Here is a 20218-nt window from a genome sequence, read left to right as displayed (position 1 = left end):
CTGCCCGTCCTAGCGCGACTGCGCAGCCTTGCCATCCAGCGCAAGGTTCAGTGCGAGCACATTGATCCGCGGCTCGCCAAAGAGCCCCAATATCCGGTCCTGGCGCAGCGTATCGACCACGGCGAGCACGCGTTGCAGAGGCACGTTGCGCGCCGCCGCCACCCGGGCGGCCTGATAAACGGCGGCGTTGATGCTGATATCGGGATCGATTCCGCTCGCGGAGGCCGTGACCAGATCGACCGGTACCGGCGTATTGGCGCCGGCCGGCCCAAGCGCGGCGAGACGTTCGCGCACGGCGACCGCCAGTGCCGGGTTGGTCGCTCCCAGGTTCGAGCCGCCCGAGCCGGCCGCGTTATTGGGCATCGGGGTGGTGGCCGAGGGCCGGCCCCAGAAATAGCGCGGAGAGCTGAACGACTGTCCGATCAGTTCCGAGCCTACGTCCTTGCCAGCGATGGCCAGCATGCTGCCCTCGGCCTGGCGCGGAAAAACCGCCTGCCCGATGCCGGTGACCGCAAGTGGATACAGCAAGCCGCAGATGGCGCTCAGGACCGCGAACAGGACCAGTGCGGGACGAATAATCGCATTCATGTCGGACTCCAGGGTTCAGATAAGGTGGAAGGCAGCCAGCAGCATGTCGATCAACTTGATTCCGATGAATGGCAAGATGATACCGCCGACACCATAAACCAGCAGGTTCCTGCGCAGCAGGGCCGTCGCGCCGATCGCGCGGTAGCGTACCCCGCGCAGGGCCAGCGGGATCAGGAACACGATGATCAGCGCATTGAAGATCACGGCCGCCATGATCGCCGACGCCGGGCTGGCCAGGTGCATGACGTCCAGCGCCCTGAGCTGCGGGTAGGTTCCGACGAATGCCGCTGGGATGATCGCGAAATACTTGGCCACGTCGTTCGCGATCGAGAACGTGGTCAGCGAACCGCGCGTCATCAGCATCTGCTTGCCGATTTCGACGATCTCCAGAAGCTTGGTCGGGTTCGAATCGAGGTCGACCATATTGCCCGCCTCCTTCGCGGCCTGGGTGCCGGAGTTCATCGCCACCGCCACGTCGGCCTGGGCCAGCGCCGGCGCATCGTTGGTACCGTCGCCAGTCATCGCGACCAAGCGGCCTTCGCCCTGGTACTGGCGGATCAGGCGCAGCTTGTCCTCAGGCGTGGCCTCGGCCAGGAAATCGTCGACACCCGCCTCGGCCGCGATGGCCGCAGCGGTCAGCTGGTTGTCGCCGGTGATCATCACGGTCCTGATGCCCATGCGCCTCAGCTCCACGAAGCGCTCCTTGATGCCGCCCTTGACGATGTCCTTGAGCTCGACCACGCCCATCACGCGGCCGTCATCCACCACTACCAGCGGCGTGCTGCCGCGGCGCGACACGTCTTCGACGGTGCGTGTTACCTCCGATGGGAAGGCCATGCCCAGCCCTTCCACGTGGCGCCGCACCGCGTCAGCCGTGCCCTTGAGGACTTTGCGTTCACCCAGCTCCACGCCGCTCATGCGGGTCGCGGCCGAAAAAGGCACGAAGGTGGCGTGCAGGGTCTCCATTTCCCGCGCCCGGATGTTGAAGCGCTGTTTGGCCAGCACCACGATGCTGCGGCCTTCCGGCGTCTCGTCGGCCAGCGAGGCCAGTTGCGCCACGTCGGCCAGCTGGCGTTCGGCCACACCCCGCGCTGGAAGAAAGGCGCCAGCCTGGCGGTTGCCCAGCGTGACGGTGCCGGTTTTGTCCAGCAAGAGCACGTCCACGTCGCCGGCCGCCTCGACCGCGCGGCCCGATGTCGCAATCACATTCGCGCGCATCATGCGGCTCATGCCGGCCACCCCGATGGCGGACAGCAGGCCGCCGATGGTTGTCGGGATCAGGCACACCAGCAGCGCGATCAGCGTCGTGATGGACACGGGCTTGCCGGCATGCGCAGCCTCGACCGAGAACAAGGAGAACGGCAGGAGCGTCACCGTCACCACCAGGAACACGATGGTCAGCGCCACCAGCAAAATGGTGAGTGCGATCTCGTTCGGCGTCTTTTTGCGCTTGGCGCCTTCGACCATCGCGATCATGCGGTCGAGGAAGGTCTGGCCCGGATCGGCCGTCACCCGCACCACCAGCCAGTCGGACAGCACGCGCGTGCCGCCGGTGACGGCCGAGAAATCGCCGCCGGACTCGCGAATCACCGGCGCCGATTCGCCCGTGATGGCGCTTTCGTCGACCGAAGCCACGCCTTCGATCACCTCGCCGTCGATCGGAATCACGTCGCCCGCTTCCACCAGGATGTGGTTCCCCTTGCGCAGGTCGGTGGCCGTGCACGGCAGCCAGCTGGTGCCGTGCCTCGGCGTGGCCAGCTTCTTGGCCATCACGCTTTCCTTCAGGCCGCGCAAGGTCGCCGCCTGGGCCTTGCCGCGCCCCTCGGCCAGTGCCTCGGCGAAGTTCGCGAACAATACCGTGAACCAGAGCCAGATCGCAATCGCGAGGATAAACCCCGGTGGCGCCTCCCCGGCCGCGAAGATGGCTTGCAAATACAGCAAGCTGGTAATAATGCTGCCGACGTACACGACGAACATGACAGGGCTGCGCAATTGGACGCGCACGCCAAGCTTCCTGAAGGCGTCGACCAGCGCCGGTCCGACCAGCTTGGTGTCGAACATCGACAGGCGCCTGGCGGAAAGCAGCGGGAGTGCTGCCATTGGAGCTTCGGTGGTGTGAGTTTGTGACATGGTGGTTGCTCCGAATTCTGGGTCAATGCGCATAAAGCTGCAGGTGTTCGACGGCCGGGCCGAGCGCAAGCGCCGGCACGTAATTCAGCACGCCCACCAGCAGCACCACGCCGATCAGCAGCGCGACGAACATCGGCCCGTGTGTGGGCATCGTCCCTGCGGTGACCTGCAGCCGCTGCTTGGCGGCCAGCGAGCCGGCAACGGCGAGCACCGGCACGATCACGGCGAACCGGCCGAACCACATCGCAAGGGCCAGCATCCAGTTGTAGAACGGTGTGTTGGCCGACAGCCCGGCGAACGCGCTGCCGTTGTTGTTGGCGGCCGAACTGAAGGCGTACAGGATCTCGGTGAAGCCGTGCGCACCGGGATTCGCGATACCCGCCTTGCCGGCGCCGGCGATGACGGCGATCGCCGTTCCCGCCAGGACCAGCACCGGCGTCACCAGGATCGCGATGGAGGTCATCTTCATCTCGTAGGACTGGATCTTCTTGCCCAGGTATTCGGGCGTGCGCCCGATCATCAGTCCGGCGATGAACACGGCCATGATGGCAAATACCAGCATCCCGTAAAGGCCGGACCCAACGCCGCCGAACACCACTTCACCGAGCTGGATCAGCAGCAGCGGCGCCGCGCCGCCAAGCGGCATGAAGGAGTCGTGCATCGCGTTGACGGCACCGCACGAGGCCGCCGTGGTCACCGCAGCGAACAGGCTGGAGGCGCTGATGCCGAAACGGGTCTCCTTGCCTTCCATATTGCCTCCCGATTGCAGGGCGCTCGCATGCTGGTCGACGCCGAGCGCCTGCAATGCCGGATGCGGCTGCGATTCGGCTGCCATCACCGCGACCGCCATCACCACAAATAGAAGGATCATGGCGGACAGGATGGTCCAGCCCTGGCGCCGGTCGCCGACCAAGCGGCCAAACGCGAAGCAGAGCCCGGCGGGGATCAGGAAGATCGCCACCATCTGCGCAAAATTCGACAGCGGCGTGGGATTCTCGTAAGGATGCGCTGAATTCGCGTTGAAGAATCCGCCGCCGTTCGTGCCCAGCATTTTGATCGCTTCCTGGGATGCGACCGGCCCCATCGCAATCGTCTGGGTCGTCGCGCGCAGGGTCTCAAGGACAGGCTGGCCTTGCGCGTCCTTGAGCGGCTGCCCGTCCGGCGCGGTTTTCGGCTGGGTAAAGGTCACCGGATCGATCAATTGCACGGTCTTGTACGAGGAGAAGTTCTGGATCGCGCCCTGCCCCACCAGGAACACTGCGAAGACGACGGACAGCGGGAGCAGCACATAGGCGGTGATGCGTGTGAGGTCGACCCAGAAGTTGCCGATAGATTTGGCCGAGCGCGCCGAAAATCCGCGGATCAAGGCGAATACCACCGCGATGCCGGTCGCCGCGGAGAAGAAGTTCTGGCAGGTGAGCGCGAGCATTTGCGTCAGGTAGCTCATGGTCTGTTCGCCACTGTAGCCTTGCCAGTTGGTGTTGGTGACGAAGCTGACTGCCGTGTTGAAGGACGAATCCGGGCCGACGTTGGCCATGTGTTCCGGGTTCAGGGGTAGCCACCCCTGCAGGCGCTGGAGCAGATACACGAACAGCGTACCGATCGCGTTAAACGAAAGTAGCGCAAGCGCGTAAGCTTTCCAGCCCATGTCCTCACCAGGCCGGACGCCGGCGACGCGGTACAAGCCATGCTCGGCCCGGTGAATCCAACCCAGGCCCGGTATGGAGTCCTCGCCCGCAATACGGGCCAGCAAGGCGCCGAGGGGCCAGGCCAGCGCCACAACCACCGCCAACAGCAGCGCCAGCAGCACAAGCGATTGGGTATTCATGTCACAGCTCCTCCGCGTTGAACAGCGCGTACAGCAGGTACACCAGCAGTCCGCCCGAGGCGAGCGCACCGATCAGGTAGAAGATGGTCATTTGCGCTCTCCCAGCCGGGCGCAGCCCGAGGCCATGGCCCAGATGCCGGCGGCGAAGAGAACGATTGCGATGATGAAGACGATATCCATTGCGTGCCTCGTTGATGTGGTTTTGGTTAGGAAAAGCTTAGCGCCGAGCCACTAAAACTTTTATAAAAGGGTGAAGAATCGGTATAAACACGGTGTAAAAATGCCATGCCCGATCCGACTCAGAAGCTGACGCTGACGCTCGCGACAAGCGCCGTCGCGCCGAGGAATTTGCTATTTGTCGGCGCCGCGTAGGCCGTTCTATTCGCATTGGTGGCGACCAGGGCGAGCGAACCGGTCGCGGAGCCCCATTTCTTCGACAGACCTACCTTCCAGTCGCTGTAGGCAGCCTCGCCGTGGCCATGCACTTGCTGGTGTCCGGCGTGCAGGTTGAGTGCGAGATCGCCACCGAGGTCGATATTCGCTCCAAGGTCGAGATAGCCGCTGCGATGGCTGTCGACAAAACCGAACAAGTTCGTGAGCGCCAGCGAATACTTGGCGTAGGCCGGTCCGTAGCCGAGCTGGCCATATGCTTCCACGGTATTGGCATTGGATAGTCCGGCGACCTTGCCCAGGCCGTTCCCCGGATAGACGTAGGCGAGCATCCCGGCGTCATAGCTGATGTCGGCCGAGAGCTGGCCACGCCGTCCTGCATATAGGTCCCACTCGGCATCTCCGCCGCCGCCCGCATCGCGGGTCCAGCGGATCGTCGACAGCCACGTGCCCCCGTACATGCCATTGGCGCCGTCCGCATAGTCCGCACCGCCTTGCAGCGCGGGACCCAGCCGAGATTGCGAAATGCCGCGGTACCGGTAATCAGAGACAAGCGCGGCATTGGCGCTGAACGGCTGCTGCTGTGCGTGCAGCGGTTCGACCATGCCAACCGCCAGGGATATGGCAAATATTGTTTTTCTCATGAATACACTTTCTGGTTGAAGAATTGGCGCTTGTCCCGCGTGGGACAAATCTCGCGGAGCAAATCGCCAATTTGGGCTGCGCCGGCGCTGCCTTGCTGGTCGCGGAGGCAATGGCCTGCGATTTGCGCGCCCGATCGGAGGGTCGCCAAGTGCAGGGCGGTGGAAGTCGTGCGTGCGGCGCCGAGCCGTAGCGCGTCGCGACCGAACTTCTGGAGCGCAGCCCCGTCTGGATCGGCCTCCGGGCACAACGCCACGCGGACGATATCCAAGCCCGGATTGAACAGGCGTGCCTGATACAGCAGGCCGGCCGGAGGCGGCACGCGGACGGCGGCGCCAAAATCAGTTTCGACCAATATGACCGCCACCTGGGCCGCGATGAGGGCGCACAGGGTCGAGCGATCCCCCGCGCCGCCGGCATCGATCACGACTAGGTCGTAGCGCTCGCACTCGCGCTCAAGGCAGTCGCGCAGTTGATCGCATCGAACCGCTTGTGCTTTGATCCGAGGGCGGATTCGCGCTTGGGTACGGACGCGCGCCCAGTCGGCACTGGCTTGCCCGGAAGTGGCGTCCGCGAGCAAAACTTTACGTCCCGAGTACGCCAGCCCGGCTGCGATATTTTGAGCGACCAGGCTGCTAGCGCTGGCCCCGTCCGCGCTACCATCGACGATAGTGATGACACGTGTGTCCATCTTCCCGCTCCCCTTTGCAACGATGCATTGGAGTCTAGGCCTGGGCACATAAAGATTTTCTAAAAATTCACGGTCGCCGTGTAATGAGTTTGTCAATGTCCCACTGCGCGCCAACGCGGGCTTGCTGACAATAAGTGCTTGATTTCGCTATAATCCGGCGCTTGAACCGAAGGATCCGCCATGTCATTGCTCGCCCACCAGCTCGAACTCCTGTCGCCCGCCAAAACCGCCGAAATCGGCCGTGAGGCGATCCTGCATGGGGCCGACGCGGTCTACATCGGCGGTCCGGCCTTCGGCGCGCGCCACAATGCGAGCAATCCGATCGAGGACATCGCTGCACTGGTGGAATTCGCCCACCGTTACCGCGCGCGCATCTTCGTCACACTGAACACCATCTTGCACGACGCCGAGATCGAGGCTGCGCGCAAACAGATCTGGCAGCTCTACGACGCCGGGGTCGACGCGCTGATCGTGCAGGACATGGGGCTGCTGGAAATGGACTTGCCGCCGATTCAGCTGCATGCAAGCACGCAGTGTGATATCCGCACCGCTGAGAAAGCGCGCTTCCTCGGCCAGGTGGGTTTTTCGCAGCTTGTGCTGGCCCGTGAGCTCAGCCTCAAGCAGATCCGCGAAGTTCATGAGGCGACCGATACGCCGCTGGAATATTTCGTCCATGGCGCCCTGTGCGTGGCGTTTTCCGGCCAGTGCTACATCTCGCATGCCGATACTGGCCGCAGCGCGAACCGCGGCGACTGCTCGCAAGCTTGCCGCCTGCCCTACACGCTGAGCGATGGGCAGGGCCGGGTCGTCGCTTACGAGAAGCACCTGCTGTCGATGAAGGACAATGACCAGAGCGCGAACCTGGAAGCGCTGGTCGACGCCGGCATCCGCTCGTTCAAGATCGAGGGCCGCTACAAGGACATGGGTTACGTGAAAAACATCACGGCCCACTATCGCCTGCTGCTGGACGACTTGCTGGAGCGCCGCCCGGAGTTCACGCGCGCCTCGAGCGGCCGCACCGAGGTGCTGTTCACGCCCGATGTCGACAAGAACTTCCACCGCGGCCATACCGACTACTTTGCCAACGGCCGCCAGTCGGAAATCGGCGCTTTCGATTCACCCAAATACGTCGGCGTGCAGCTGGGCGTGGTCAGCCGCGTCGCGGGCGACCATTTCGACCTGGTGGCCAGCGAGGCGCTCGCCAACGGCGACGGCCTGAACTACATGCACAAGCGCAATACGGTCGGCATCCTCGCCAACCGTGTCGAGAAGGTCGGCGCGAGCGAGGAAGGCGCACTGTGGCGTGTCTATCCGAATGAGCCGATCGCCACCCTCACCGGCCTGAAGGTTGGCGTCGAGATCCACCGCAACCGCGACCACCAATGGGAAGCTGCGCTGACCAAGAAATCGTCCGATCGCAAGGTGGCCCTGTACCTGACCCTGAGCGAACACGCCGACGGCCTGCGCCTGTCGCTGACGGATGAGGACGGCATCACCAGCGTAAGCGATGCCGCGATCGCTTTCCAGCCGGCCCAGCAGGCCGCGCAGGCTGACAGCGCGCTGCGCACCAGCCTCGGCAAACTCGGCAACACGATGTTCACCGCTGAGTCAGTCGAACTGGCCTTGCCGCGCCCCTGGTTCGTGCCGTCGTCCACCATCAACGCGCTGCGCCGCGATGCGGTGGCGGCGCATGAGGCGGCACGTCTGGCTGCATGGCAACGTCCGGAGCGCAAGGCGCCGGCGGAACCGGCTCCGGCCTATCCCGAGAACCAACTCAGTTACCTCGCTAATGTCTATAATGAAAAGGCGCGCGCGTTCTATCACAAGCACGGCGTGCAGCTAATCGATGCGGCCTACGAGTCGCACGAGGAGCCGGGCGAAGTGTCGCTGATGATCACCAAGCATTGCCTGCGCTTCTCGTTCAACCTGTGCCCCAAGCAAGCCAAGGGCGTCCAGGGTGTGCAGGGCCAGGTACGTGCCGAGCCGATGACGCTGGTGAGCGGCAACGAGCGCTACACCCTGCGCTTCGATTGCAAGCCGTGCGAGATGCATGTGGTCGGTGCGATGAAGCCGGGCATCCTCAATTCGCCGCCGCCGTCGGCAATTCCGTACAGCCCGCTGGTATTCCACCGTCAGCGTCCGCGCGCCTGATCGGCGCCCTCTCCTTGCCCGAGTCGCTCGCGCCCGATTGAGCGCGATCAAGCGCCCGGCCACCTGGAACGCCAGACTGGGCGCCAGCAGTGCGCCGTGAAGACGGCGCCTTTTGGAGAGGAGCCAACATGTTCAAGCAAATCCTATTACCGACCGACGGTTCGGACCTGTCCGAACGAGCGGTGCTGGCCGGCATCAGCTTTGCCAAGGAGGTCGGCGCCCAGGTCGTCGGACTGACGGTGCGGCCGGAGTTCCACACCATCACCTACAAGACCGACATGCTGGAAGACACGGAGCACCAGTTCAACGCGTCGACCGAGCAGCAGGCTGAAATCCATCTGACCTTCATCAGCAATGCGGCCCGTACCGCAGGCGTGCCCTGCTCGGTGACTCAGGTGGTGTCGGATGATCCGTACGAGGCGATCTTGCAGACAGCCAGGGACCAAAAATGCGACCTCATCATCATGGCATCGCATGGACGGCGTGGCGTCAAAGGAATGTTACTGGGGAGTGAAACGCAGAAGGTGCTGGTACACAGCGCGATTCCGGTGCTGGTTTATCGCTGAGCATTTCCGGTCAGCTCAGCATGGGCCCCGGCCTGCGCCGGGGCGACGGCAACCGACGATCAGATCCAGTAGATCAGCGCGGCGATGCCGACAATCAGCCCGACTTTGGTGAGCTTGTAGGCAGTCTTGTTCCACGCCTTGTAGCGGCGGCGGTACTGGCCCATGTAGTAGGAGACGCGGAAAAGCTTGCTCACGAGGCCGGTCTGGTCGCCGGTCTCGTTCGGCGAGGCCGCCGCCGTCATCATCGTACGGCCGAGCCAGCGGTTGATCGCCTGCATCCAGCGCCAGCGCATCGGACGCTCGACGTCGCAGAACAGGATGATGCGATCGCTTTCGCTGCCGTTGATGGCCCAGTGGATATAGGTTTCGTCGAAGATGACGCCCTGGCCGTCGCGCCAGCTGTAGGGTTCGCCATCGACTTCGATGAAGCAGCGGTCATCGTTGGGGGTGGCCAGGCCCAGGTGATAACGGAGCGAGCCGGCGAAGGGATCGCGGTGCTTGTTGAGTTTGCCGCCGGGCGGCAGTTCGGCAAACATCGCCGCCTTGACCGACGGGATGTTCTTCAGCAGCTTGTACGTTTCCGGGCACAGGCGCTCGGCCGACGGATGGCTGGCGTCGTACCACTTCAGGTAGAAGCGCTTCCAGCCATTCTTGAAGAAGGAGTTGAAGCCGGCGTCGTCGTTGTTTTCCGCGGCCTTGATCTTTTGCATCGCCACGAGGTTTTCGGCCTCGGCGCGGATCACTTGCCAGTTCTGCTGCAAAGGGGCGAGATCAGGGAACTGCTCGACGGGGACGTAAGGCGTGTTGGGCACCCGCGAAAACAGGTGCATAAAGATATTGATCGGCGCCATGAACGACGAGTGGTCGAACAGCTGGCGGCCGAATGGCAGGCGGACCCTGCCTCGGAAATGGATATGCAGGACCGACAGTACCAGAAAACCTACAATTACCCACTTCATTGCACCTCCGTTTCAGCCGGCAGCGGCTGATGTCGTCGTTTACCGAGGCGCAAGGATACCACAACCACCGGCGGCCCAAGGACGCCGGCGGCGGTTTTTGCCGTAGAGACGGCGCCGGTCGGCCAAGGCGTCAGGATCGCGCCACAGCCAACACCGGCAAGGACGTGAATCAGAGATACATTGAAGTGACCGCGTAACCCTTTTCGCCGATCTGGCCGCAGAGGTTGCTGATGTGGTAGTCGGGGATGTGCTCGGCATCGTCGTCAACCTCGACGGCGCGGGCCTCGACTTCCCAGTCGGTATTGGTGGCTTCCTCCGGAATATTGCGCGCTTCCGGGACAGCCAGGTAGGAGAACTTGCCGCCATTTTCGGCTCTGCGGTAAATATCCAGTCGCATAGTCGGTCCTTGTCTTCAAAGATGGAAGGATCAAAGTAGGCCATCGCGGCCGAGCCGTCTGTTAATTGGCCCACACTGCAGACCTGCCTTAACGGTGCGGGCCGCCACCAAGCACGCGCGCCGGCAGCAGCAGGATCGCGCGCAGGGTCTCGAACACGGCCTCGACGCCGATGCCGACGATCCGGAATGGGAGGCATACGAGCCACACCAGCGGATACAGGATCAGCGCCAGCAGTGCGATCGGCCAGCAAAGAAACAATAACACCAACCAGATGAGAAAGCCTACCATCATCGCTCCTTGGACAAGAATACATGGGCAGGGCTACTGTAGCGGCGTGGCGGGTACGTCACAATCGGGATGCGACGGATGGTATCGCGGGGCGACCGGCGGGGCGATTTGGGGGATGAATGGCGGGCTGGCGCTGAGAAAGGCCGTCGTCCCGGCGCAGGCCGGGCTCCGTGGGAACGTTGCCGACTTCGGGGAGTCGGCATGGGTTCCGGCCTGCGCCGGAACGACGGCTCGTACGCTTATGCGAATTCGATTCCCTGCGGGACGTCGACAGTGATCTGCTCCACCTGCGCCAGTGTGGTACTGATCGACGCCTGCAGCGATGGAATCGACCCGCCGGCGCGGTAGCGGAAGGAAATATCGACCACATCGCCCACCGCGACCTTCAGCGGCAGCGCCAGCGGCACCGACATGTAGTGGTTCAGCCAGTCGATCGTACTGCCCTGCTCCTGCACCACCGCGAGGATATTTTTGGTGATGAAACGCAGCGCGTTCAGCTCGCCATCGTGCTCTATCACGAACTGGCCGTCGAAGCCGATTACCGGATTGACGGCCTGCGAGAAGTCGAGCAGGCTGTACACCACCGGCTGGCCCAGTTGCACGGTGTCCGGATAGATGACCGTGTTTTCCTCGAACTGGATGATGGGCGCGTGGAAGCCCTCGAAATCGTATTCTTTCTGCAGCGGCTGCACGGCCATCAGGACGGCTTCCGGCATGAACACCGGCAGCGGGCCGCCAAAGCGTTCCAGGTAGCGCTGCTTGAACTGCTCGAACACGTCCACCTGCTTTTCACGCAGCATGCCAACGTGGATCATCTCGCAGATGACCACGTCGACCGGCTCCGGCGGCAGGTAGTCGAAAGCGTCGGCGTGGATTACTTCGACCTTGTGGCCGTTCTTGTTGATCGCCAGGAACTTGCGCGCTTCCTGCACGAGGTCCGGATTGAACTCGACGCAGTAGACCTTGTCGGCCTTCTGCGCGGCGAAAAACGAGAGCACGCCGGTGCCGCCGCCCAGCTCCAGCACCTTGGCGCCGGGGAATACCGCATAGTCGATCGCACGCTTGAAGTTGTGCATACGGTTCGGGTCCATCAGCATGTTGTGATGATAATGAACCGGAATAAACTGCCCCAGGTAGCAGCTCTCGATTTCTCGCTCGTTCAGCATTTGTTCCTCCGCCTCTTGCATTCGGGTTTGTTGTGGAACCCATTATCCAAGGCATGGCGGATTGCCCATGCGCGGAGGTGGCAGGGCTTTCCCTTCCAGTTCGCTGGATCAGTGCGCGGCGGCGCGCCCCGCGATGACGCCGGCGACGTGGTCCTTGCCGGCCCGCTGCGCCAGTTGGGTTGCGGTGAGGCCCTCGCTATTGCTCAGTTTTGCGTCGGCGCCGTGGTCGATCAGCAGCAGCGCGGTACGGTCGTGCCCTTCGCGCGCCGCCATCATCAGCGGCGTGTAGGCGCCGCTGGCCGGTGGCGACACCGCATCGACCCTGGCGCCGTGTTCAAGGAGCAAGCGCGTGATCTCATCGTCGCCGGCGGCGGCTGCGTAATGCAGCGGGGTCCAGCCCGGCCGGTTCACTGCGGCGCCCTTGTCCAGCAGCGCCTGGACCGCGGGCAGATTGTGCTTGTAGGCCGCCATCATCAGGGCGGTATTGCCGTTCATGGCGGTGGCGTCGACGTGGATGCCGGGGGTGGCCAGCAAGGCCTGAAACACCCGCATCGAACCTTCGCGCGCAGCCAGCACCAGGGCCGGCTCGCCGCCCACGGGGTTGATCTGGTCGGGCGCGATGACAGTGCCCGCCATTTTGCTCACGGTGCCGGCATCGTCCGTCTGCACGGCGCGAAAGAAATCCGCGAGCTGGCTGGCGGTGGCCGCACCGGCCGAACCACACCCAAGACAAATCGACAGCACGATACTGTGGAGAATGGTGCGGCGCGCAGCGCTCATGGCTCAGTCCCTTGGCACGTTAAACAGCTTGAAGAAATTATCCGTGGTTGCGTCCGCCACTGCGCGCAGCGACACACCCTTGAGCGTGGCGATGAACTCGGCCACATGCGGCACATAGCCGGGCTCATTCATTTTGCCACGATACGGCACCGGCGCCAGGTAAGGCGAATCGGTTTCGATCAGCATGCGCTCGAGCGGCACGGCCTTGGCCACTTCCTGCAATTCCTTCGCACTCTTGAAGGTGACGATGCCGGAGAAGGAAATGTAGAAGCCCATTGCCATCGCGGCCTGTGCCACCTCCAGCGACTCGGTAAAGCAATGCATCACCCCAGCCACTCCGCCTTTTTCAGGCGCCGCGCCCTCTTCCTGCAGGATGCGGATGGTATCGGCACTGGCCGCACGGGTGTGGATGATCAGCGGCTTCTTCGCAATGCGCGAGGCCCGGATGTGGGTGCGGAAACGCTCGCGCTGCCATTCCAGGTCGCCTTCGAGACGGTAGTAGTCGAGGCCGGTTTCGCCGATGGCGACGATGCGCGGGTTCCTGGCGAGTTCGACCAGTTGGTCGACCGTTGGTTCCGGGGTGTCTTCGTAATCAGGGTGGACGCCGACCGAGGCGTAGATGTGCGGATATTGCTCCGCGAGTGCAAGGACCTGGGGGAAGTCCGGCATGTCGACCGAGACGCACAATGCATGCGTGACCTTGTTCTCGGCCATTTTGGCGAGCACTTCGGGCATGCGCGAGGCAAGCTCGGGGAAATTGATGTGGCAGTGGGAGTCGATGTACATCCCGATATTGTACGTTGCGCGACGAACGCGTGCCAAAAGGCACCCGCGCAAAAAGAGAACCTGGTTCCCGCCTGCGCGGGAACGACGTTCTCCATACCTTTAATGCTCGCGGTCGCTCAGGCGACGCGCTTGCCGAGAATGTCGAGATCGCGCTCGATGCCATCGAGATTGGCCACCCGGGGAAAGTGCGCCCAGGTCTCGAAGCCGAACTTGCGGAACAGCTCCAGGCTCGGCTTGTTGTGCCCGAAAATGAAGCCCAACAAGGTATGCACCTTCACCTGCGGCGCGAACGCGATCGCCTGTTCCAGGCAATACCGCCCCACGCCCTTGCCGCGCCATTTCTCGTCGACATAGATCGACAGCTCTGCGGTGCCAGAATACGCCGGCCGCCCGTAGAAGTTCGAATACGACAGCCAACCCACGATTTCCGGCTGCGCCGCCGCATCATCCGCCGCGTGGATCACCCACAGCGGCCGCCGCTCCGGCGTATGGTCCGCGAACCAGTCCTCGCGCGACTGCACCGTGACCGGCTCCGTATCCGCCGTCACTTCGCGCGAAGCGATGGTGGAGTTGTAGATGTCGACGATGACGGCAAGATCTTCGATGCGGGCAATGCGGTGAACGTAGGACGGCATAAAACGGAAACTAGAGGGTGTGTGTAGCGCGCGACGAACGCAGGGCCGCGCCGAGGATTTCTTCGATGCGCAGGCGCACGCGCTGCCCGGCTTCGTCCGCCGGAAAATGCACGCCGACGCCTTGCGCCTTGTTGTTGTTCGCGCCGGCCGGCGTGATCCAGGCGACCTTGCCGGCGATCGGGAATTTGGTCGGGTCGTCCATCAGCGTCAGGATCAGGTAGATCTCGTCGCCGATCTTGTAGGGTTTGGAGGTCGGAACAAAAATGCCGCCGTTCTTCAAGAATGGCATGTACGCCGCATACAGCGCCGCCTTTTCCTTGATCGCAAGCGACAGGACCGACGGCCGCGGAAGCTGCGTCGCGCTGGTGTCGTTCGGGGTGCCGCTCATTGGACTCCTTTCAAGTACAGCACGCAGTGTACTCAAGCAACATGTCTTCGACAAATAATTTTGGCGACAAGGGGTGCTCCGCAACAGCCCGGCGCTCGTTCGCACCCTTCATTGCCTTCAAGAGCTTGGCCGTGTGCACGTTCGCTGCCAGCGCGGCCAGTTCCTTCTGGTAGCGCGGGTAGTAGCGCACCCGGCCCGACAATTTGCACGAAAGCACGTCGTACAGCCAGCGCTGTTCCCAGGCGACCAGGGAAGCCAGCGGCGCCTTGGACAGCTTGTCGGCGGCCCGCAGCGCGGCATCGGCGCCCGGCCGGGCCAGGAACTGCAACAGCCCATCGAGCTCCTCGCGGTTGCCGCTTTCGGCCTGGGCCAGCGCCAGCAAGGGCGCGCCGCCCTGCTCGCGCAGCCAGCCGTCGGCATCCTGCACGCCCTGCGCCTGCAGCCACGCCAGCGCCTCATCATGACCCGGCATCGGCAGGGCGAATTTGCGGCAGCGCGAAAGAATGGTCGGCAGCAGGCGGTCCAGGCTGTTGGATGCCAGCAGGAACACGGTGCCAGGCGGCGGCTCTTCCAGCGTCTTCAGCAGCGCGTTGGAAGACGGCATGTTCAAGGCTTCGGCCGGGTACAGCACGACCACCCGCAGGCCCTGCCGGTGCGTCGAGATGTTCATGAAGTCGGCCAGCGCGCGGATCTGCTCGATCTTGATCTCTTTGGACGCGGTCTTGGTCGACTTGGCCTTCTTGTCCTCGCCCGCGTCCTCGCCTTCGGCCGGCGGCGCCTCGTCTTCCAGCGCTTCGGGGCGGACCCGGCGATAGTCCGGGTGATTGCCCTGCAAGAACCAGCCGCAGGAAGCGCATTCGCCGCAGGCATGGCCATCGGCCTTGACGTTCTCGCACAGCAGGGACTGGGCAAATTCTTCGATGAAATCGGTCTTGCCGGTGCCGGCGGCGCCGTGGAACAGCAGCGCGTGCGGCAAGCGCCCGCGCATCTGCTGCAGTTGCTCCCAGGCGCCTTGCTGCCACGGGTAGATCACAGCAGCCTCCCCAGCGCGGCGGCGATGGTGGCGCGGGTTTCATCGATGCTGCGGGTCGAGTCGATCACGACGATGCGATCCGGGAACTCGGCGGCCAGGCGCAGGTATTCGCTGCGGCAGCGCGCGAAGAAGTCGGCCTTTTCCTGCTCAAACTTGTCCAGGGTGCGTTCCGCGTCCAGGCGCTCGCGTGCGACTTCCAGCGGGACATCAAACAACAAAGTCATGTCGGGCCAGCGGTGCGGATGGACCCACTGCGCCAGCGCCATGATCTTCGCGCGGTCCATGCCGCCGGCCGCGGACTGGTAGGCGAAGCTGGCATCGGTGAAGCGGTCGGACAGCACCCAGTCGCCGCGCGCGATCGCCGGCTCGATGACCTGGGCCAGGTGCTCGCGGCGGCTGGCGAACATCAGCAGGGCTTCGGTCTCGACATGCATCTTCTCGTGCAGCAGCAGGGCGCGCAGTTTCTCGCCCAGTGCGGTCCCGCCCGGCTCGCGTGAAGATACGACGGTCTTGCCGCGCGATGCCAGCCATTCCGTGACGAAGCCGATGTGGGTGGACTTGCCGGCGCCGTCGATGCCTTCGAAGCTGATGAACTTGCCCGGCAGCGCCGAATTCTCTTGCGTCATTTGCCCGCCTGCTTCTGGAATTTATTGACGGCCTTGTTGTGGTCCGTCAGGTTTTCGGAGAACTTGCTGGTGCCGTCGCCACGCGAGACGAAGTACAGCGCTTCGGTCCTGGCCGGCGCCAGCGCGGCTTGCAGCGACTGCACGCCGGGCAGCGCGATCGGCGTCGGCGGCAGGCCCGCGCGCATATACGTGTTGTACGGCGTGTCGGTTTCCAGGTCCTTCTTGCGGATCTTGCCCTCGTATTTGTCGCCCATGCCGTAGATCACGGTCGGATCGGTCTGCAGCAGCATGCCGGTGCGCAGGCGGTTGACGAACACGCCGGCGATCATCGGTCGCTCGGACTTCTGGCCCGTCTCCTTTTCCACGATCGAAGCCATGATCAGGGCCTCGTACGGGTTCGCGTACGGCAGGTTCGGGTCACGCTTCTCCCACGCGGCCTTCAGGCGCTCCATCATCGCCTCGTGGGCGCGCTTGAAGATGGCCATGTCGCTGGAATTCTTGGCGAACAGGTAGGTGTCGGGGAAGAACAAGCCTTCCGGCGACTTGAAGTCCGGCGCGATCGTCGCGAGGATGTCCTTGTCCGTCATCTGCGCCGTCTCGTGCTTCAGATTGGGCGCGGAGGCCATTGCCTGGCGCATCTGGTGGAAGGTCCAGCCTTCGATGATCGTCACCGCTTCCTGCGCGAACTCGCCGCGCACCAGTTGCGTGAGCAGGCCGCGCGGCGTGGTGTTGGGCTTGAGCTCGTAGCTGCCGGCCTTGATGCGGGAAGCCTTGCCCGAGATCCGTGCCAGCATCGCGAACAGGAAAGGATTCACCGGCACCCCGGCCTTGACGATCTGCTGCGCCGCACCAGCCACGCCGGTGCCCGGGGCCACTGCGAATTCGATCACCGGCTCGGCGGTCGTAATCGGCGTGCGCGCCCACCAGGCGAAGCCGCCGACCACTGCTACCGACGCGACCACCACGGTCACCACAAGTTTCTTAATCAGAGCCATTCCGTATATAGGGGTATTGCGCCATCCTCGGCGCGAAATTCTCGACAACTCTATAATGAGGCCGTAATGATAAAGCCTAAACGCAAAAAAATTCGAGTATATGAGTAACTGGACAGATTACCTAGCTTCGCATGGCGCCCGCTTCCATATTGACGAGGCATCGCAGGTCGAGGACTTCGGCAAGGCCCTGACCACTTCCGAACTCGCCGCCGGCTTCGTCGCCCCCGTCACCGACCTCGGGCTGATCGCGGTCACCGGCGATGACGCCGCCAGCTTCCTGCACGGCCAGCTGACCAACGATGTCGAGCACCTCGGCACCGGCGAGGCGCGGCTGGCCGGCTATTGCACGCCGAAGGGGCGCCTGCTCGGCACCTTCCTGATGTGGCGCGATCAGGATGCCATCTACCTGCAACTGCCACGCGAACTGCAGGCGCAGCTGCAGAAGCGGCTGACCATGTATGTACTGCGGGCCAAGGCAAAACTGAATGACGCGACCGGGGCGCCGGCAAACGAAGCCTTGCTCGGCATCGGCGGCGCCAAGAGCGAAGCCGCGCTGCGCCAGCATGTGCCCGACCTGCCCGCAGCGCCCTACCAGGTTGCGCGCTCGGAAGCCGGGACCGTGATCCGGCTGGCGGATGCCTTCGGCGCGCCGCGCTTCCTCTGGCTGACCTCGGCCGCGAAGGCGTCGGCCGCCCTGCCCTCGCTGCGCGAATCGCTGGCGTTCGGCGGCAACCAGGCCTGGTATCTGTCGTCGGTGCACGCCGGCGTGCCGCAAGTCACTGCCAGGACGCTCGAACAATTCGTGCCGCAAATGGTCAACCTCGAGCTGATCGGCGGTGTGAATTTCAAGAAGGGCTGCTACCCGGGACAGGAAATCGTCGCGCGCAGCCAGTACCTGGGCAAGCTGAAACGCCGCACGGCCTTGGCCACCATCGACAACGCTGCCGCCCTCGCCGGGCAGGAAGTGTTTTCCGCGGCCGATCCCGAGCAGCCATGCGGCATGATCGTCAACGCCGCCGTCAATGGCGCGGGCGGGGCCGATGCGCTGGTCGAGATGAAGCTGGCCTCGCTGGACGAGGAAGTGCATCTCGGCTCCGCCACCGGCGCCAGGCTGCAATTCCTGCCGATGCCGTATGCGCTCGATGCGCTCGACGTCTGAGCAATGACCGACCTGTACGTCTATTACAAGGTGCCGGTGGCGCACGCAGCGCGGCTCGAAGCGCTGGTGCGCGCCATGCAGGCGGGGCTCGCAGTGTCGCACGCGGTGGCGCCGCAGCTGAAACGCCGCCCCGACGCCCGTGATGGCGTGCAGACCTGGATGGAAGTCTATCCCGCGGTGAGCGACAGCTTTGCCGAAGCGCTGGCCCATGCCGAGCGCGAGGCCGGGCTGGCGGACCTGATTGCAGGCCCACGCCACGCGGAAGTATTCATGGATCTAACAACATGTGCCTGATTGTCTTTGCCTGGCGCGTGATCCCGGGTGTACCCGTCATCGCCGCCGCGAACCGTGATGAATATTACGACCGCCCCGCGACCCCTGCCGGTCCGTGGCCCGAACACCCGAACGTCATCGCAGGCCGCGACCTGAAAGGCGGCGGCAGCTGGATGGGCGTCACGTTAGACGGACCGAACGGACCGAAGTTCGCGGCGCTCACCAATATTCGCGGACCCAATGAAAGGCGCGCGGATGCGCCGACGCGTGGTGTGCTGGTTGCGGACTTTTTGACCGGGACCTTGTCGGCGCCGGCGTACCTCGAGCGCATCGCACCAGGCGCCGGTGAATTCAATGGCTTCAACCTGGTGCTCGGCGACCGCGAAGCCTTGTATTGGTATTCCAACCGGGCCGGCGACGACCCGCGCAACGGCAAGCCGCTCGAGCCGGGCGTCTACGGCATCTCCAATGGATTGCTCAACGATCCCTGGCCGAAGGTGGTGCGCACCAAGGCGCAGTTCGCGAGCCTGCTGTGCTCGGGTGCGCCGGAAGATGCCTATTTCGAAATGCTGGCCGATACCACGCGCGCGCCGGATATGCGCCTGCCGGAGACCGGCGTGCCGCTGGATATGGAGCGGATGCTGTCTGCGGTGTGCATCAACTCGCCTGGCTACGGCACGCGCACGTCGACGGTGGTGAGGTTGTTTGCAGATGCGCCGCCGGCGCTGAGTGAGCGCGTGGTGCAGCCGGTTTGCGCCGACGAGTGCGACGCCTGAGCGACCGCCTGCATCAATATTTCCCTTACTCCAAAGATCGTCGTCCCCGCGGAGGCGGCGACCCATGGATCACTTCCTTAGCCGCACAGCGATGCCGCAGGCCCGTCATACTCGGCATGGGTCCGCGCCTCCGTGGGAACGACGGCGCTGAATTGAGTGGGCAAAGTGAGCGCCGTGGCCGATCAGACGGCGGAAACGCCGCCGTCCACCGCGAGGATCTGCCCCGTGATGTGCTTCCCCGCATCCGATGCGAACAACACCACCGCGCCTTTCAGGTCTTCATCATCGCCAAGCCGGCCTAGCGGCGCTTCCCTGGCCAGTTCGTCGCCCATGGCCGACAGCACGCCCTTCGTCATCTTCGAGGGAAAGAATCCCGGCGCGATTGAATTGACGGTGATGCAGTACCTGCCCCACTCCCCAGCCAAGGTGCGCGTGAAGTTGACCACCGCACCTTTCGAGGTGTTATAGGCAAGCGTCTGCATGGTCCCCGGCGGATTGCCCGCCAGGCCCGCAATCGATGAAATGTTGATGACCCGCCCGAAGCGCCGAGGAATCATCGACGCTTTGCCGACCGCCTGCGTCAGCAGGAACATGCTGCGCACATTGAGGTCCATCACCTTGTCCCAGGCATCGAGCGGATAGTCCTCCGCCGGGGCGCCCCAGCTGGTGCCGGCGTTGTTGACGAGGATATCGACCTGCCCCAGCCGCCGCATCGCTTCGTCCACGAAGGGCTGCACTTGCTCCTGATGCCCAAGGTCGACCGCAATTGCCGACACATCGATGCCGCGCTGCTGCAGATGCGCGACGGCTTCGTCGAGTTCGTCCTGCTTGCGCGCCGAAATCACGAGCCGCGCGCCCTGCTCGCCAAGCGCCTGCGCCATTTGCAGGCCCAGTCCGCGCGAACCGCCGGTGACGATCGCGGTCTTGCCCTTCAGAGAGAACAGCTCCTGGGTCGTGCGCATGCGGCCTC

The 20218-nt window shown here is 63.8% G+C and carries 23 protein-coding genes; 5 read left to right on the top strand and 18 right to left on the bottom strand.

Features of this window, described 5'->3' with window-relative positions; genetic code table 11:
* Positions 1 to 9: 9 nt before the first annotated feature.
* The 6 genes from kdpC to NX778_RS05010 all read right to left on the bottom strand — a co-directional run bounded on the left by kdpC (position 10) and on the right by NX778_RS05010 (position 6269).
* Entirely contained in the window at positions 10 to 588 is a 579-nt protein-coding gene (gene kdpC / locus NX778_RS05035; protein WP_258810569.1) for a potassium-transporting ATPase subunit KdpC, read from the bottom strand.
* Positions 589 to 603: 15 nt separating this feature from the next.
* Positions 604 to 2688 (bottom strand): potassium-transporting ATPase subunit KdpB, encoded by a 2085-nt coding sequence (gene kdpB / locus NX778_RS05030; RefSeq protein WP_307727906.1) that lies wholly within the window; start codon positions 2686 to 2688, stop codon positions 604 to 606.
* Positions 2689 to 2740: 52 nt separating this feature from the next.
* On the bottom strand, positions 2741 to 4546 hold the full coding sequence (gene kdpA / locus NX778_RS05025; protein ID WP_258810568.1) for a potassium-transporting ATPase subunit KdpA: 1806 nt from the start codon (positions 4544 to 4546) through the stop codon (positions 2741 to 2743).
* A 1-nt stretch (position 4547) separates the two neighbouring features.
* Positions 4548 to 4637 carry a potassium-transporting ATPase subunit F gene (locus NX778_RS05020; RefSeq protein ID WP_258810567.1) on the bottom strand — a complete coding sequence of 30 codons (90 nt, stop codon included), beginning with the start codon at positions 4635 to 4637 and terminating at the stop codon, positions 4548 to 4550.
* A gap of 208 nt (positions 4638 to 4845) precedes the next feature.
* Positions 4846 to 5580 (bottom strand): TorF family putative porin, encoded by a 735-nt coding sequence (locus tag NX778_RS05015; protein ID WP_258810566.1) that lies wholly within the window; start codon positions 5578 to 5580, stop codon positions 4846 to 4848.
* Entirely contained in the window at positions 5577 to 6269 is a 693-nt protein-coding gene (locus NX778_RS05010; RefSeq protein ID WP_258810565.1) for a hypothetical protein, read from the bottom strand. Before NX778_RS05010 ends, NX778_RS05015 begins: the two co-directional genes overlap by 4 nt.
* A gap of 180 nt (positions 6270 to 6449) precedes the next feature.
* On the opposite strand from NX778_RS05010, the gene NX778_RS05005 reads away from it, so the two are divergent.
* Entirely contained in the window at positions 6450 to 8420 is a 1971-nt protein-coding gene (locus NX778_RS05005; RefSeq protein ID WP_258810564.1) for a peptidase U32 family protein, read from the top strand.
* A 128-nt stretch (positions 8421 to 8548) separates the two neighbouring features.
* The gene (locus tag NX778_RS05000) at positions 8549 to 8986 is read left to right on the top strand and encodes a universal stress protein (RefSeq protein WP_258810563.1); all 438 of its coding nucleotides are present in this window, start codon (positions 8549 to 8551) and stop codon (positions 8984 to 8986) included.
* Between the two features lie 59 nt (positions 8987 to 9045).
* Here NX778_RS05000 and lpxO read toward each other — a convergent pair whose 3' ends face one another.
* The 11 genes from lpxO to mltG form a co-directional block, all read right to left on the bottom strand.
* Entirely contained in the window at positions 9046 to 9945 is a 900-nt protein-coding gene (lpxO, locus tag NX778_RS04995; protein WP_258810562.1) for a lipid A hydroxylase LpxO, read from the bottom strand.
* A gap of 169 nt (positions 9946 to 10114) precedes the next feature.
* The gene (locus tag NX778_RS04990) at positions 10115 to 10342 is read right to left on the bottom strand and encodes a DUF6139 family protein (protein ID WP_258810561.1); all 228 of its coding nucleotides are present in this window, start codon (positions 10340 to 10342) and stop codon (positions 10115 to 10117) included.
* A gap of 88 nt (positions 10343 to 10430) precedes the next feature.
* Positions 10431 to 10631 (bottom strand): hypothetical protein, encoded by a 201-nt coding sequence (locus NX778_RS04985; protein ID WP_258810560.1) that lies wholly within the window; start codon positions 10629 to 10631, stop codon positions 10431 to 10433.
* A 239-nt stretch (positions 10632 to 10870) separates the two neighbouring features.
* Positions 10871 to 11797: a class I SAM-dependent methyltransferase gene (locus NX778_RS04980; protein ID WP_258810559.1), complete on the bottom strand. Its 927-nt coding sequence runs from the start codon at positions 11795 to 11797 to the stop codon at positions 10871 to 10873.
* A gap of 108 nt (positions 11798 to 11905) precedes the next feature.
* On the bottom strand, positions 11906 to 12577 hold the full coding sequence (locus NX778_RS04975; protein ID WP_258810558.1) for an ankyrin repeat domain-containing protein: 672 nt from the start codon (positions 12575 to 12577) through the stop codon (positions 11906 to 11908).
* Positions 12578 to 12580: 3 nt separating this feature from the next.
* A complete protein-coding gene (locus NX778_RS04970; protein ID WP_258810557.1) occupies positions 12581 to 13363 on the bottom strand; it encodes a TatD family hydrolase in 783 nt (260 codons plus the stop codon).
* Between the two features lie 116 nt (positions 13364 to 13479).
* On the bottom strand, positions 13480 to 13998 hold the full coding sequence (locus NX778_RS04965) for a GNAT family N-acetyltransferase (RefSeq protein ID WP_258810556.1): 519 nt from the start codon (positions 13996 to 13998) through the stop codon (positions 13480 to 13482).
* Between the two features lie 10 nt (positions 13999 to 14008).
* Positions 14009 to 14386, bottom strand: coding sequence for a PilZ domain-containing protein (locus NX778_RS04960; RefSeq protein WP_258810555.1), 378 nt, complete (start codon positions 14384 to 14386; stop codon positions 14009 to 14011).
* 10 nt (positions 14387 to 14396) lie between these two features.
* Positions 14397 to 15419: a DNA polymerase III subunit delta' gene (locus NX778_RS04955; protein WP_258810554.1), complete on the bottom strand. Its 1023-nt coding sequence runs from the start codon at positions 15417 to 15419 to the stop codon at positions 14397 to 14399.
* A complete protein-coding gene (gene tmk / locus NX778_RS04950; RefSeq protein ID WP_258810553.1) occupies positions 15416 to 16045 on the bottom strand; it encodes a dTMP kinase in 630 nt (209 codons plus the stop codon). The genes NX778_RS04955 and tmk overlap by 4 nt, the downstream gene beginning before the upstream one ends.
* On the bottom strand, positions 16042 to 17040 hold the full coding sequence (gene mltG, locus NX778_RS04945; protein WP_258810552.1) for an endolytic transglycosylase MltG: 999 nt from the start codon (positions 17038 to 17040) through the stop codon (positions 16042 to 16044). The genes tmk and mltG overlap by 4 nt, the downstream gene beginning before the upstream one ends.
* A 100-nt stretch (positions 17041 to 17140) precedes the next feature.
* On the opposite strand from mltG, the gene ygfZ reads away from it, so the two are divergent.
* From ygfZ to NX778_RS04930, 3 genes are read left to right on the top strand one after another with little or no spacing between them, the layout of a single operon-like run.
* The gene (gene ygfZ, locus NX778_RS04940; protein WP_258810551.1) at positions 17141 to 18199 is read left to right on the top strand and encodes a CAF17-like 4Fe-4S cluster assembly/insertion protein YgfZ; all 1059 of its coding nucleotides are present in this window, start codon (positions 17141 to 17143) and stop codon (positions 18197 to 18199) included.
* A gap of 3 nt (positions 18200 to 18202) precedes the next feature.
* Positions 18203 to 18493, top strand: coding sequence for a DUF4936 family protein (locus NX778_RS04935; protein ID WP_258810550.1), 291 nt, complete (start codon positions 18203 to 18205; stop codon positions 18491 to 18493).
* Positions 18484 to 19248, top strand: a complete 765-nt coding sequence (locus tag NX778_RS04930; RefSeq protein ID WP_258810549.1) for an NRDE family protein — start codon at positions 18484 to 18486, stop codon at positions 19246 to 19248. The genes NX778_RS04935 and NX778_RS04930 overlap by 10 nt, the downstream gene beginning before the upstream one ends.
* A 182-nt stretch (positions 19249 to 19430) precedes the next feature.
* On the opposite strand, the gene NX778_RS04925 is transcribed toward NX778_RS04930, so the two are convergent.
* Positions 19431 to 20210, bottom strand: coding sequence for an SDR family oxidoreductase (locus tag NX778_RS04925; RefSeq protein WP_258810548.1), 780 nt, complete (start codon positions 20208 to 20210; stop codon positions 19431 to 19433).
* Positions 20211 to 20218: the final 8 nt, after the last annotated feature.

Source organism: Massilia terrae (assembly GCF_024753145.1).
In the GTDB taxonomy this organism is placed as follows: domain Bacteria; phylum Pseudomonadota; class Gammaproteobacteria; order Burkholderiales; family Burkholderiaceae_D; genus Telluria; species Telluria terrae.
Note: the sequence above shows the minus strand (reverse complement) of the source record. Positions and strands in the feature narration are given on the sequence as shown.